Genomic DNA, 14,509 nt, shown 5'->3' on the forward strand with positions numbered 1-14,509 from the left:
ATATTCCCCTCCTCTTCGATAAACACTTTAAGTATAACCATCGAGAGGAGGGGTTTTTTTTGAATGATTGGATTACATCCTGGAATGCCATATATGAAAACATAGAAAAAAAATGGACATTCATGTCTGAAGCAGAACAAGAAAATCAATTAAAATATTTAGAAGAAGCAGCAGGAACGCTTTTAGATAAATGGACAGAACTTGATGAAAAGATAAATGAGTTAAAAGATCCTAAAAAGGAAAGAGAGCCGTCCTTTTCTTATACTTCAAAAGGCACAACATTTTATGAACTGGAGATGTTTGAGCAAGCAGCCCGTACGTTAAAAAAAGAGTCAGTAAATGGACCAAATGATGAGTTGCGACGGCTTTATTTAGGGTTTGCATACTTATTTTCAGAGCAACTAGAAGAAGCAAAAGAAGCATTTATATATATAATACAAGTGAGTATTTACCCTGCTCTTAAGCACTTTGCACATGTAGGATTAGGTTGCGTTCAAACGAGGGAAGAACGTCTAGATGATGCCATCGTATCATTTGAGAAAGCAAATGACCTTACTTCATCTCTTGATGTCGTGTATAATTTAGGTATCTGTTACTTTTATAATGAAGTATTTCATATAGCAAAACAATATTTCTTATCCTATATTAAACAAGTTCCTGATGATGGAGAAGCATTCTTTTTTTTAGGGTGTTGTCAGTGGCAAGATGGGAGCCTAGATGAAGCCTGGACGTCTTGGACAACGAGCATTTCACTTTTGGATTCTGAAGAGTCCTTACTTGCTCTTGCATACGTTTGTGAATGGCATGGCTATCATCAAGCTGCTATCCATTGCTACAAACGGGTGCAAGAAAAGCATTTAGGTTCAGTAAACGTTTTACATGGTCTAGCATGGAATTATGCATTATTAGACGATAAAACCAATGCAATAAGAACATTCCACGAAGCAATGCGTGTAGACCCAAATAATAAAAACATTACTTACTCGCTTAATTGGCTGCAAAAAAGTTGGCCCGAAATTTCGGAACTGCAACTTGTTGATTAGGGTTTTATAGAACGAGGTGTACTATGAACGAACGTTATGTTGTGGTTGATGTTGAAACGACGGGCCACTCTGTAGGAAAAGGGGACCGGATTATTCAAATTGGGGCGGTAGTTATAGAAGAGGGTGAAATTGTTGAAACATTTGCCTCTTTTGTTAACCCAGGGCAAACTATCCCCCCATTTATTGAAGAATTAACGGGCATTTCTGATGATTTAGTAGAAAATGCCCCTTCTTTTCGAGAAATTATTCCTGAGTTACTTCCGTTATTTACAAAAAGCAGCTTTGTTGCCCACAATGTTGATTTTGACCAAGCTTTTCTTAAGAATCAAATGGAATTAGAAGGCTATCAACTCCCAGATATGCCTGTTTTCGATACAGTTGAATTAGCGAGAGTATTACTACCAAAGCAGGAAAGCTACAAATTAGGTCAACTAGCTGAGCACCTTGGTTTCTCTCATGACAGGCCACATCAAGCAGATAGTGATGCAGAAGTAACATCGACTCTTTTTTTGTCATTATTACATAAATTAAACCGACTGCCAGTGTTAACACTACAACAATTGGCACCACTTTCGAGAAGATTTAAAAGTGATTTAGAACCGATGCTACAATCAATCATTCACCAGAAGTTGGCTCAAGGGGTAACGGATGATGAGCAATATGATTGTTATCGTCAAATCGCTTTAAAGAAAATTAAGGACGAACCTGAATTGAAAGAAAAAGGGATTCAGCCTTCATTCAATGATTATTTGCAAACGTTATATGATGAAGATGGAAAGATGCAAACGGCTTTTACAAATTACGAGTTAAGACCTGGACAAAAACAAATGATGATGGAAGTAGATGAGGCATTTCAACATAATGAACATAAAATGATCGAAGCGGGAACGGGGACAGGTAAGTCATTAGGGTACTTACTTCCAGCAGCTTTTTTTTCCTATACAAAAAATGAGCCTGTTATTGTAAGTACTCAAACGATCCCACTACAAGAGCAGTTACTATCAAGAGACTTACCTTTACTTAATCATCTTCTTCCGTTTTCAGTACGTGTTTCATTGCTGAAAGGAAGAAGTCATTATTTATGCTTGCGTAAATTTGAGCAATCGTTATTGCATACTCATGAAGACAGTTATGATGTGCTTTTGACAAAGGCGTTGCTTTTAATTTGGTTAACAGAGACAGCGCATGGCGATATGGAAGAATTAAACCTTCCTTCAGGAGGGAAAGGCTTCTGGTATGAAGTACAAAGTGATGCAGCTTCAGACCTTGGCCGCTATAGCCCGTGGTTCTCGCGTTGCTTTTATCATCGAGCGAGAAAACGTGCTCAATCTTCAGACATCGTGATAACGAATCATGCCCTTTTATGTACAGATCTGGTCCATGAACAACGATTGCTGCCAACATATTCATATGCGATTTTAGATGAGGCGCATCACTTAGAAGAAACAGCAAGTGACCATTTAGGCGCAAAAGCAGACTTTGTGTCGTTTTCTTACCTATTTCAGCGATTAGGGTTAAGTCAAGAAGATGGCATGCTAGAACAGCTACATCGCCTTATCCATGAATACCAAATTCAGGTTGTCGGTACATCTGATACAAGTTTAGAATTAGTCCAAAAATTAAAGGATGAAGTAGATGAATTATTTCGTATGTTGCATGGCTATGTCTTATCAAAAAACCAAGCAAGTGCAACAGATGTAGGTCGACTACGTTATCGTTACGCGAGCTATTTGGAATCTAGTTCAACATGGCAAGCGATTCTTGAGTGTGCAATGCGTGTTCATATGCAGACAAAGGATTGCATAGCTGCATTTCAAAATTGGGTTAAACCATTCTCTGATAAAAAGGATGATATGACTTACAAAGACCGCAGTCTTATTGCTGATGTCGAAGGATTAATAGATCAGGTGTATGAGGAAGAACAAACGCTATACGAATTACTGCTCGAATACGATCCGAACATGGTGTACTGGCTTGAGGTAGAGCCAAGAGGGGCTAAAAATGCGACTTTTTTATATAGCAAACCTATTGATGTGTCAGAAATTTTAGCGGATCGTTTCTTTGCTAAGAAAAAAAGTGTAGTTATGACTTCAGCGACACTTTCTATAAATGGTTCATTTGACTACCAAGAAAAGAGATTAGGGTTAACGGATTTTGGTGTAGCACAATGTGTCATCCCGTCTCCTTTTTCTTATATGGATCAAGTTAGAGTGCTTTTACCTAGTGATATACCTGCAATTAAAGAAGTATCGGATGAAGATTTCGCCATAGAAGTGTCCATTAAATTATGGAGAATGATGGAAGCATCAAGTGGAAAAATGTTAGTCCTTTTTACGTCCTATGAGATGCTAAAACAAGTATATTATCATGTGAAGAAGTTTAATGAGTTTTCTACATTTCAGTTAATAGGTCAAGGAGTGACAAGTGGGAGTAGAGCAAAGCTGATGAAGATGTTCAAGCAAACAAATCAAGCTATTCTCTTTGGCACAAGTAGCTTCTGGGAAGGGATTGATTTACCAGGAGATGAGCTTCGAAATTTAGTCATTGTTCGATTGCCATTTTCCCCCCCTGACCAGCCATTGCTTCAGGCCCAATATGAAAAAGCAAAAGAAGAAGGAAGAAATCCTTTCATGGAAATTTCTTTGCCTCAAGCAATTATTCGGTTTAAACAAGGGTTTGGCAGATTAATAAGAACGACACAAGATCGTGGTTGTGTGTTTATATTAGATCGGCGCATTTCTACGACACGATATGGAAAACAATTTATTCGATCCTTGCCAAATGTACCCGTACACGAAGGGAAGCTAGAAGATTTACTTGAACAATTTCAAGATTATATGTAAGGCTGCCATCGATTAAAAATTAATGGAGGGTTTAAGGCGAGATGCGTAAAATTCTTATCGGGCTTCTTTGTATGGGCATATTAGCTGGTTTATTAGGATTGGAAGTTCGGATGGTTAGTAATTCAGATGGACAAGAAGAAATGGAGCTAGATCTACAGCTAGAAGAAAAGGATGTTGGCTTTGTATTTTTGGATCTTCCAAATGGGGAGTCAACATATTTAGAATTACCAAATGAGGAATCAGTTCTCATTGGCACAGGTGAACAAGACTCTGCAGAATCATTATTTTTCCGGCTGAAGAAGTTAAATGTAACTTCCATTGACACCATTATCTTGCCGAGGTTTGAAAAAGAATATAGTGGGAATGTAGAAGAAATAGTAACACGTTTGGGGACGAAAACGTTAGTCGTACCTGAAGAAGGTTTGGACCAAGCAAATACGCAATATGAGAAACTCGATGTTCGGATTGTCGGTTGGTCCGACGATACATCAAAGGAACTTGCCGAACATGTTACCGTTAAGGTTTTACCGAGCCCCTCTACAATCATGCCTACGCTTTCGTTTATTGTTACTATTCATGAAAAACATCAATTTTTCTTTTCATCTGAAGCAAACGAAGACATAGAAAGAGTATGGATGAATGATGAGTTGTCTCCTGTTTCAGTATTAAAAGTTGCCGAATTTGGAATGAATGATGGAACGAGCCAGCGGTTTCTAAATGAAATAGACCCACAAGTAGCTGTTTTGTTTACGAGAGAAAATCGAGAAGTAAGTGCACAGTTGTTAGAACGTTTGCAGGAAACGTGGATCGATACGTATCGAGTGATACAAAATGGAGCTGTTATTATAAAGGTAAATCAGGATGATTATGAGCTTGTAACCGTTCATTTTAAAGGGTGACTGAAGCAATGGTTTTCGAGGCTTATTGCTAATGGTATAATGATTTCGTCAGAGGAATTATTTGTTAAGGGAAAAGTGAAATGTTCTGCACGAGGCATTTGTGCAGAACATTTTGAGGTGTGAGCAGGCAGTTATTTGGTTGTATTACATTTTAATTATGATCCTTCTGAAATATTGAAGGAAATAACGTTTGTCTGATTGAAATCGGAAAAACTTGATGCCATTTCAAGCCTTTTCGACTAAGCAGAGCTACTTCTTCCTTTTCTTTTTGAAAACGTGATGCCATCGATTGCTCATGGTTAGACAATAGTTACGCCCCCCTTTGCTTGGCGTACTTTTAGTATCACCTTAACCCTTATTACTATGTTTAGCAAAACTTGTGCATCAAGGAAGGAACTAATATTTTTTTGGAGGAGAAAACATGAAACAGAAAATGGTTGTTTTATCAACGACCCGAGTAAAAAAAGCACAAGATACGTATAAAATTGTTAATGCGTTAAATCGTACATTAAAAGAACAGGACTTATTATTCGGCTTAGCACTTGATGATAAAGATAACGACACAATGGTATTTTCGATTTATCGTACGTAACAGGAGATATATATGAAAAAATGGATGATTTTTCTTGCTATTATTATTGTCTTAACATTAACTGGACTAAGTGTTTACGCATATCAAACGATTCGCGAACCTCTTCGTCATAATTATGCACAAGCAGAAAATTATGTCGTGGGACAATCGTTACTCAAAACTGTATTGACTGTCACTTACTACCATGGAACGGATGCCTTTTATGTCTTTACCGGATTAGATGAAGAGGATGAAGAAACAATTGTATGGGTGTCTGCTGAATATGACTTTCATCATGTAGAAAAAGCAAGTGACGGCATAACAAGAGAAGAGGCTGTTGCCATTGTAGATCGAAATGAAGAAGTGTCACGTATCCAAACGGCTAAGTTAGGATATGAAAGAGGGTTACCTGTATACGAAATTACGTACATCAATGATGAGAACCGAAAAGGCTATTATTATGTGACGTTTGAAAATGGAACGTTCATAAAAAGATATTTATTACGAACAGAATAAACAATTTCGTACTTGAATGATGGCTCTGGACAATTTATAGTGTATAGTATATTACTTGGGAGGGACATACATATGAGATTAGCGAAAAGAGTTTCGACATTAACACCTTCATCAACGTTAGCGATTACAGCAAAAGCAAAGGAATTAAAAGAACAAGGGCATGACGTCATTGGGCTAGGAGCAGGCGAACCAGATTTTAATACACCTCAATACATAATTGATGCTGCTGTTCGTTCTATGGAGGAGGGCCATACTAAGTATACTCCTTCTGCAGGGCTACCAAAGCTAAAAGAAGCAATCATTGGTAAATTTGAGCAGGATCAACAAATCTCGTATAAGCCAGCAGAAATCCTCGTTGGTTCTGGTGCAAAACATGTACTTTACACATTATTTCAAGCGATTTTAGATGATGGGGATGAAGTTATTATCCCCACACCTTATTGGGTGAGCTACCCTGAACAAGTAAAGCTTGCTGGAGGAAGCCCGGTATATATTGAAGGACTTGAAAGTAATGAATTTAAAGTCACGGCAGAACAACTAGATCAAGCAATTACAGAGAAAACAAAGGCATTCATTTTAAATTCACCAAGTAATCCAACGGGTTCTATGTATTCAGAGGATGAGCTTCGTGAGCTTGGAGACGTTTGTGTAAAACATAATGTATTAATTGTTTCTGATGAAATTTATGAGAAACTTGTATATGATGAGGCAACACATACATCTATTGCTCAGCTTTCAAATGAATTAAAAGAACAGACGATTGTAGTTAATGGAGTATCTAAGTCTCACTCAATGACTGGTTGGAGAATTGGTTATGCTGCAGGAAACGCTGAAGTTATTAAAGCAATGACCAACCTAGCTAGCCATAGTACGTCAAATCCAACAACAAATGCACAGTATGGTACGATTGCTGCGTACACAGAGGATGACGGTTCAGTTGAGACCATGAGACAAGCGTTTGAAGAACGTTTAAATGGAGTGTTTGAAAAGCTAGTCGCAATCCCAGGTGTGTCTTGCGTTAAACCAAAAGGAGCATTTTATCTTTTTCCTAACGTAAGTGAAGCTGTTAAATTGAATGGTTTTGCTGATGTTGATTCGTGGGTTGAGGCGATCTTAGAGGAAGAAAAAGTAGCACTAGTACCTGGTTCAGGTTTTGGTGCACCAGAAAATGTTCGTTTATCTTATGCAACATCTTTTGATTTATTAGAAGAAGCATTGGCACGTATCGAGCGATTTGTACGTAATCATACAAAATAAGAAAAAGCCGCGCATGCGGCTTTTTCTTATTTTGATTATGCTTTCTGTCTTATTTAATAAAGGCTGTTTTCGTATACTTTGTTGTTTTTATGGGGTACGTGTTCTCCACATGTTCGTTCCATTGCGCTCCAGCCACTCGCTTTCCCGCGGGGAGGTAAATAGCTTTTATAAAAGGCAGTTTTCTTATGTTTTCAGCGAATAATTTGAATTTTTGTTTTTCGCACGTTTCATTCATGGATCGTTGACTTGAAATTTTAGACAAGGGTATAATGAAGATTGGTATACATAGTAGGAGGTATGAATGTGAAAACAACAATTGCAAAAGTCGGTCAATTTGTCGAGCAAGAAGTTACAATTGGCGCTTGGCTTGCTAGCAAGCGTTCAAGTGGTAAAATTGCTTTTTTACAGTTGCGTGATGGGACTGGCTTCATTCAAGGAGTCGTTGTAAAAGCGGACGTAGAGGAAGAAATATTCCAAAAAGCAAAGAACCTAACGCAAGAAAGTTCATTATATGTTACTGGAGTTGTGCGTGCAGACGATCGAGCTCCATCCGGATATGAATTAACTGTAACAAAAATAGAAGTATTGCATGAAGCGACAGATTATCCAATTACACCAAAAGAACATGGAACTGAGTTTTTGATGAATCATCGTCATCTATGGTTACGCTCTAAGCGTCAGCATGCCGTAATGAAAATTAGAAACGAAATCATTCGTTCAACATATGAATTCTTCAATGAGAATGATTTTGTAAAAATAGATCCTCCAATTTTGACTGGAAGTGCTCCTGAGGGAACATCTGAGTTGTTTGCAACAAAGTATTTCGATGAAGATGCTTATCTTTCTCAAAGTGGACAGCTTTATATGGAAGCTGCTGCAATGGCAATGGGACGTGTATTTTCATTTGGACCAACATTCCGTGCCGAAAAATCAAAAACACGTCGTCATCTAATTGAATTTTGGATGATTGAGCCTGAGATGGCATTTGTTGAATTTCATGAAAACCTAGAAATTCAGGAACAATACGTAGCGTACGTTGTTCAATCTGTTTTAAAGTCGTGTCTGTTGGAACTGAAAACCCTCGGTCGCGATATATCTAAACTTGAAGCGATTAAAGCTCCGTTTCCACGTATTACTTATGATGAAGCGATTACGTTTTTGCAAGAGAAAGGCTTCGATGATATAAAGTGGGGAGATGATTTCGGTTCACCACATGAAACAGCGATTGCAGAGCATTACGAGAAACCAGTTTTCATTACTCATTACCCAACATCGTTAAAACCATTCTATATGCAGCCTGATCCAAATAGAGATGATGTTGTGTTATGTGCTGACTTAATTGCACCAGAAGGGTATGGTGAAATTATTGGGGGTTCTGAGCGTATTCATGATTATGACTTATTAAAACGTAATCTGGAAGCTCATAATCTTTCACTGGATGCGTATCAATGGTACCTTGATTTACGTAAATATGGTTCCGTACCACATTCAGGGTTTGGATTAGGACTTGAGAGAACGGTTGCATGGATTTCAGGAGTAGAACATGTGCGTGAAACCATTCCTTTCCCTAGATTGTTAAATCGTTTGTATCCGTAATCCTTAATGGAGTAAATGTATGTAGGGGGTTATCCCAAAAGGTCAATATTATACCTTTTGGGATAACCCCTGATTTGCCTAATCGCGGTTTTTATTGTGTAAGGAAAAGGAAACGACTAGCTGATACTATCATGTTATAATAATGGATGAGGTGTTTTGAAATGGATCATAATTTACTTTTGAAATGGACAACCCAAAGACAGCTATCCATTCCCACTTTGCTGCTTAAGCATTATTCCGAATTAGGTCTAAAAGAAAGTGAACTAGTGGCTTTGTTACATGTCCAATCTTTTATTGAGGATGGAGATGGCTTCCCGACGCCCGAGCTTCTTAGTGAGCGTATGACGTTGTCGATGAATGATTGTGCAGATATGTTAGGTCAATTAATACGAAAAGGTTTTTTAACGTTAGATAAAAAATGGGATGAGCAAGGAATCCTATTTGAATATTATACACTTGAACCGTTATGGGTTCGCTTAATCCAGTTGTTAAAAGGAGTACAAGTAAATTCCGAAGAACAACAAAAAGAAAGTGAAGAAGGCCTTTTATATAAACGTTTTGAAGAAGAATTTTGCAGACCACTGTCACCAATTGAAGCAGAAACACTTGGGATGTGGTTAGATCAAGATAGACATACAACGGAGCTAATTACTGCAGCATTACGAGAAGCGGTAGTGTCCGGCAAATTAAATTTTCGTTATATTGACCGAATTCTTTTTGAATGGAAGCGAAATGGTGTGAAAACCATTGAACAGGCTCGCGCACATGGGGAAAAATTTCGCAAATATCAGCATTCGCCTAAACAAGAACAAAAAAGAGCAAACGCTGAATCATATCCTGGTTTTAGCTGGCTCGATCAATCGTAAGTCGTTTTAAGGAGAGGATGAGGTTCATGTTATCAAAGAAACAAACAATCGAAGCACTTGATGTAATTGCGGATATGTATCCCGATGCTGAGTGTGAATTAACTCATTCTAATCCTTTTGAATTAGTGATCGCTGTTTTACTATCTGCTCAATGTACAGATGCACTAGTAAATAAAGTGACTCCTCACCTTTTTGCTAAATATAAAAAGCCTGAGGATTACCTTAAGGTTCCATTAGAAGAGCTTGAGCAGGATATACGTTCAATTGGATTATTTCGTAGTAAAGCTAAAAATATAAAAAAACTCACACAAGCATTACTTGAAGATTACAATGGGGAAGTACCAAAAGAACGAGATGAACTTGTTAAGTTGGCGGGTGTTGGAAGAAAAACGGCCAATGTTGTTGCCTCAGTAGCTTTTGGAGTACCAGCAATCGCTGTCGATACCCATGTTGAACGCGTTTCAAAACGACTTGCCATCTGCCGTTGGAAGGATAATGTTCGCCAAGTTGAAGACACGTTAATGAAGAAAATCCCGATCGAACGCTGGTCAGATTCCCATCATCAACTGATCTTTTTTGGTCGATATCACTGCAAAGCGCAATCTCCTCAATGTGACATATGCCCATTGCTGCAAATGTGTCGTGAAGGACAAAAACGAATGAAAGCAAGAGAGAGAATATGAACATAGACATCCCGCTAACTTTTCAGGTTCCACCTTTTTATAACGAATCATATGTTAGTAAGGACGATACACTTTCGTCCTTAAAAGACATATGTCAAGCTGCTCCATTCTATTATGATATAACGATGGAAAAAAAGCCTTGGGAAAAAAAGCATGTGTATGTTCCTCTGCTCCTCGAGTGGTGGAAAGATGAAGAGCCTGGACTTGAGTATTTCTATGCTAATCGAAATCCAAATGCAGCAAAAAGAAAAATGATTATCATGACAGCCGTTTTTATCGATGCATTGTTTTGGATGAATGAAAGGAAAGTTCAAGGAATAAAAACGGTAACTAAAGAGGTAAAGTCACTAGAATATAAGCCAGTAAATTGTGAAGAGAGGCTTGAATTTATTCTTAATGGGCCCATTCGTTATCATACGTACGTTCAGCTTAAAGCATTGTTTATGGAGCTTAGAAAAATTTATGCAAAATCAAAAGTGATAGAGACAAATAAAAGCAAGCTAGAAAACTAAAAAAGGGAGACTATTCCCTTTCTTCGTTTTCAAAATTAATTATTTTTTCTTATTTATTTTCAGAATACATAGATAGATTTTGTAGGAGCAGGTGATCAGATGAGCAAAGCACTAGGTATAGAAACACCAATTAAGGTTATTGACGTAACAGAGAAAGAACGTGAACGTCAACGATTAGTAGATGAAAAAAAAGACAGCGGTAAGTTTCAAGTATCATTTTGTGGACATTTTTCTGCCGGAAAATCAACGATCTTAAATTATTTACTTGGAGCAGAAATGCTGCCAACAAGTCCAATTCCAACGAGTGCCAATATTATTGGAATAAAAAATGGAGAATTAGGGCTTACGGTTCATTCATTAAATGGCGAGAAAAAGGAATGGACAGGGGAAATCCCTTGGCAAAGAGTAAGAGAATGGGGGATGAATGGCGGAGAGATTTCTTCATTAACGATTGAGGCACCTTTACCGTTTTTAGGCGAGAACAGTGTAATATATGATACACCAGGAGTGGATTCAACTGATCCAACTCATCAAGCTGTGACATTAGAGGCGTTATATACAACCGATTTTATTGTGTATGTTATGGATTATAATCATGTTCAATCTGAAACGAATTTAACGTTCTTAAAGCAGTTATCAGATGAGAAGAAGCCTCTCTATTTAATTGTTAACCAAATCGATAAGCACGATGAATCTGAGCTGTCATTTGAACAGTTTGATAAGTCCGTACGCGACACATTTGCAGTGTGGGGAATTAATATGATTAAACTTTCTTATATGAGTATGAAAGCTCGCAGTCATCCACTGAATCAACTTACTCAATTTGAGCATGACATGAAAGCGATTTTATTTCATGGTGGGAAGCTCTTCCCTTATGCGAAGCAGCGTCTGCAACAAGGCTTTTATTTAAGCATCATTCATCGGCTTGAAGAGGAGAAAGAAGATGAATTGGAACAAGTAAAAGAGAGGATGAAGGAGGAAGGTTACTCGGTTGAACAATTAGAAAGAAGGCATGAAGTCGCTGCCAAGTACGATGAAACCTTTCATGCTAAGAAACGATTTGAACAAGATTTTGAAAAAAAATGGCAAGAGCTTGTAAAGGATGTTACGATTTTTCCATATACAACAACTGAATTAGTTCGTAATTGGCTAGAGAGCATCCAACCTGGCTTTAAAGTAGGATTCTTATTTTCAAAGAAGAAAACAGAAGAAGAACAAGAGGCAAGGTTAAAGGAGCTTATTGAAGAAACACAAGATAAAGTAAAGAGTCAATTAGAGTTTCATCTTCATCAGATCTTTCAATCGTATGATTTTACGAAGCTATCGAATCGAGAAATTGTTGAACAAGAGCTCAAACAATTACATGCAACGGTTGACCGTAACTTTTTCCAACAGGCCGTTCAAGTCGGTCCTAAAAATAGGGAATATGTCTACACTTTTACAAAGGAACGGACTGCAGCTGTCATTAAGCAACTTCGCCAAAAAGCAGCAACAGTTCTTGACCTTATGTCTAAAGGGATGGAAAGGCATTGGGATGAAGAACGAATTGAGTTAGAGAAAGAGCTAGAGGGATTACATGAATTAGATGCTTATGTAATGCAGCTAACAAATATTAATGATCGTTTTACAGAGTGTATAAGCGTACAAAAAGAAAAAGTAAATCAATATCAAGATGCTGGTGCTTATGAAAACATGCTTGTTGCGACGATGGATAAACCGGTACCAGATTTCCCTAAAATCTCGTCCTTTGAATCAATTACTTTGCCTGAGGAGACAGTCATTGATACAGACTGGGAGCCAGAGCAAGCGAACGAACAGATTGACTTTGATGAAGAAAAAGCGGGAATGTGGACGAAGCAAGTGGAATCCGTCCTAGATGATTATCGGGAAGATGAACGAATGAACTATGAACGATCGGTATTGATCAATAGATTAGAACGATACCGAGACCAATCGTTTACAATTTCACTATTTGGAGCGTTTAGTGCTGGGAAGTCAAGTTTTGCCAATGCATTACTCGGCGAAACGGTATTGCCAGTATCGCCACATCCAACGACAGCAACAGTTAATGTTGTAAAACGATCAGAAGAAGGACACCGTTCTAGAACGGCCGTTGTGAAAGTAAAGTCAAAGGAACAATTAAACAAAGAAATCGAATCTGTTGCGTCTCAATTAGATAGAAATGTACGTTTAGAAACGATTCATACGTGGAAAGAAGACACGAACGCAACAACAAGTTGGCAAAAAACATACCAGTCCTACTTAACAACCTTAAAAAATAGTATCGCAGATGGGAAGTGGGAGTTAGGGAGTTCTTTTGAAGTGACGTTAGAAGAACTACAACCGTTTGTTGCAAATGAACATGATGCCTGTCTTATTGAAAAAGTGATCTTGTACTTTGACTGTCCATTAACAGAAAAGGGGATTGTACTAGTAGATACACCGGGAGTAAATTCGATACATGGCAGACATACGAATGTTGCTTTTAAACAATTACGAGATTCAGATGCTATCTTTTATTTAACATATTATAATCATGCCTTTTCGAAGGCTGATCAGCAATTTTTACAACAAATGGCAAAAGTGAACGAAGGATTCCGAGCAGATAAACTTTATTTTATTTTAAATGCAGCAGATTTAGCTAGTAGTCCGTATGAATTAAATGGTGTAAAAAAACATGTATACGATCAACTCATTCAAAATGGGGTGCACCAACCTAGGCTTTATCCACTTTCTAGTAAGCAGGGGCTTGCAGCTAAACGGGATGGTCGGTCTTCTGATGATATGTTCGCTATATTTGAGAAATCTTTTTATCAAAATACCATTACTGAATTAAAACGGTTAAGCTTTGAGTTAGTGAAAGAAGAGTCTAGAAGATATAAAGCTATTTTAGAAAAAGGGCTCGAATATGCAAATGGGGAAGAGGCAACAAAAACCTCAAGAAGACAGGAAATTGAGGATACCATTTCAGTTTGGAATGAGAAAATTGAATCGTATAAGCCTCTAACTGCAGAGCAACTGAGTACACGTGAAGTAAGCCAGCTATTCTTGTATTTACGTGACAGGGTTCGGTACGTATTAGGTGATCAATTTGCTGAGTCTATTAATGTTTCTACTGTTGTTGGGAATAGCAAACGAGCTCAACAACAGGCGTTGCTTTCGTCATTGAAGGAATGGAGAAGTGAAGGGGAACATTTTATCAAGCAAGAGCTCGAGGCAACGTTTATACGGATCGAATTAGCACTTTACCAAGCCTTAGAAGAATGGATAGAAGAGACCATTCAGGAAATACGTAAAGACTTTCATGCGTTTTCTATGACTCATGAAATAGAAAAGGCTGACTTCAGCCCATCAGAAATCAAGAGGTATATCCCGGTTGAGGTAGAGCCATACAGAAACTATTTCCAATCATTAAAGGCGTTCTTTGAACAAGGAAAGGTGAAACAGCTTAAAGAAGATCTAGTTCAAGAAGGCGCGAAAAAAACAAGTGATCTGTTAAGAGATCTTGAAGGTGATACAAAAGAAAAATTACAACGAAATTTTGAAAAATTAGTTCATGCAGCTAAACAATCAATGCAAGCAGCCTTGAAGCGTGAATTAGATCGATTTGATTCACTCTCTGATCCGAAGCACGCGCAGTCATTAAGAGAAGAGCTAGAACTATTACAGGCAATTAAAGAATAGTTGAATATACAATAAGCCCCGCAATGCGGGGCTTATTTG

General features: G+C 37.9%; 12 protein-coding genes. 11 read left to right on the forward strand and 1 reads right to left on the reverse strand.

Features of this window, described 5'->3' with window-relative positions; translation table 11 throughout:
• Positions 1–59: 59 nt before the first annotated feature.
• Genes SAY88_RS05940 through SAY88_RS05950 form a run of 3 tightly spaced genes read left to right on the forward strand, consistent with a single transcriptional unit; the run spans position 60 to position 4,785 of the window.
• Positions 60–1,043, forward strand: a complete 984-nt coding sequence (locus SAY88_RS05940) for a tetratricopeptide repeat protein (RefSeq protein WP_332630160.1) — start codon at positions 60–62, stop codon at positions 1,041–1,043.
• A gap of 23 nt (positions 1,044–1,066) precedes the next feature.
• Positions 1,067–3,886: an ATP-dependent DNA helicase DinG gene (dinG, locus tag SAY88_RS05945; protein WP_332630162.1), complete on the forward strand. Its 2,820-nt coding sequence runs from the start codon at positions 1,067–1,069 to the stop codon at positions 3,884–3,886.
• Between the two features lie 41 nt (positions 3,887–3,927).
• Complete coding sequence (locus tag SAY88_RS05950) at positions 3,928–4,785, forward strand: ComEC/Rec2 family competence protein (protein ID WP_332630164.1); 858 nt, start codon at positions 3,928–3,930, stop codon at positions 4,783–4,785.
• Between the two features lie 151 nt (positions 4,786–4,936).
• Here the strand turns inward: SAY88_RS05950 and SAY88_RS05955 are convergent, their stop codons facing one another.
• On the reverse strand, positions 4,937–5,092 hold the full coding sequence (locus SAY88_RS05955; protein ID WP_332630166.1) for a hypothetical protein: 156 nt from the start codon (positions 5,090–5,092) through the stop codon (positions 4,937–4,939).
• Positions 5,093–5,206: 114 nt separating this feature from the next.
• On the opposite strand from SAY88_RS05955, the gene SAY88_RS05960 reads away from it, so the two are divergent.
• The 8 genes from SAY88_RS05960 to SAY88_RS05995 all read left to right on the forward strand — a co-directional run bounded on the left by SAY88_RS05960 (position 5,207) and on the right by SAY88_RS05995 (position 14,470).
• Positions 5,207–5,377 (forward strand): YpmA family protein, encoded by a 171-nt coding sequence (locus SAY88_RS05960; protein ID WP_332630167.1) that lies wholly within the window; start codon positions 5,207–5,209, stop codon positions 5,375–5,377.
• Positions 5,378–5,389: 12 nt separating this feature from the next.
• Positions 5,390–5,872, forward strand: a complete 483-nt coding sequence (locus SAY88_RS05965) for a cell wall elongation regulator TseB-like domain-containing protein (protein ID WP_332630169.1) — start codon at positions 5,390–5,392, stop codon at positions 5,870–5,872.
• A gap of 72 nt (positions 5,873–5,944) precedes the next feature.
• A complete protein-coding gene (locus SAY88_RS05970) occupies positions 5,945–7,129 on the forward strand; it encodes a pyridoxal phosphate-dependent aminotransferase (RefSeq protein WP_332630170.1) in 1,185 nt (394 codons plus the stop codon).
• A gap of 303 nt (positions 7,130–7,432) precedes the next feature.
• A complete protein-coding gene (asnS, locus tag SAY88_RS05975) occupies positions 7,433–8,725 on the forward strand; it encodes an asparagine--tRNA ligase (RefSeq protein WP_332630172.1) in 1,293 nt (430 codons plus the stop codon).
• A 161-nt stretch (positions 8,726–8,886) separates the two neighbouring features.
• Positions 8,887–9,591 carry a DnaD domain-containing protein gene (locus SAY88_RS05980; protein ID WP_332630174.1) on the forward strand — a complete coding sequence of 235 codons (705 nt, stop codon included), beginning with the start codon at positions 8,887–8,889 and terminating at the stop codon, positions 9,589–9,591.
• Positions 9,592–9,617: 26 nt separating this feature from the next.
• Entirely contained in the window at positions 9,618–10,274 is a 657-nt protein-coding gene (gene nth / locus SAY88_RS05985; protein WP_332630176.1) for an endonuclease III, read from the forward strand.
• A complete protein-coding gene (locus tag SAY88_RS05990; protein ID WP_332630178.1) occupies positions 10,271–10,786 on the forward strand; it encodes a YpoC family protein in 516 nt (171 codons plus the stop codon). The genes nth and SAY88_RS05990 overlap by 4 nt, the downstream gene beginning before the upstream one ends.
• A 99-nt stretch (positions 10,787–10,885) precedes the next feature.
• Positions 10,886–14,470 (forward strand): dynamin family protein, encoded by a 3,585-nt coding sequence (locus SAY88_RS05995; protein ID WP_332630180.1) that lies wholly within the window; start codon positions 10,886–10,888, stop codon positions 14,468–14,470.
• Positions 14,471–14,509: the final 39 nt, after the last annotated feature.

Origin of the sequence: Halalkalibacter flavus (assembly GCF_036663575.1) — a bacterium.
Taxonomy (GTDB): Bacteria; Bacillota; Bacilli; order Bacillales; family Bacillaceae_D; genus Halalkalibacter; species Halalkalibacter flavus.

What these genes read in the sequence shown, in the direction of transcription:
- dinG (WP_332630162.1), top strand. Translation starts at nt 1,067, where the DNA reads ATGAACGAACGTTATGTTGTGGTTGATGTTGAAACGACGGGCCACTCT.
- SAY88_RS05950 (WP_332630164.1), top strand. Translation starts at nt 3,928, where the DNA reads ATGCGTAAAATTCTTATCGGGCTTCTTTGTATGGGCATATTAGCTGGT.
- SAY88_RS05960 (WP_332630167.1), top strand. Translation starts at nt 5,207, where the DNA reads ATGAAACAGAAAATGGTTGTTTTATCAACGACCCGAGTAAAAAAAGCA.
- SAY88_RS05965 (WP_332630169.1), top strand. Translation starts at nt 5,390, where the DNA reads ATGAAAAAATGGATGATTTTTCTTGCTATTATTATTGTCTTAACATTA.
- SAY88_RS05970 (WP_332630170.1), top strand. Translation starts at nt 5,945, where the DNA reads ATGAGATTAGCGAAAAGAGTTTCGACATTAACACCTTCATCAACGTTA.
- SAY88_RS05980 (WP_332630174.1), top strand. Translation starts at nt 8,887, where the DNA reads ATGGATCATAATTTACTTTTGAAATGGACAACCCAAAGACAGCTATCC.
- nth (WP_332630176.1), top strand. Translation starts at nt 9,618, where the DNA reads ATGTTATCAAAGAAACAAACAATCGAAGCACTTGATGTAATTGCGGAT.
- SAY88_RS05990 (WP_332630178.1), top strand. Translation starts at nt 10,271, where the DNA reads ATGAACATAGACATCCCGCTAACTTTTCAGGTTCCACCTTTTTATAAC.
- SAY88_RS05995 (WP_332630180.1), top strand. Translation starts at nt 10,886, where the DNA reads ATGAGCAAAGCACTAGGTATAGAAACACCAATTAAGGTTATTGACGTA.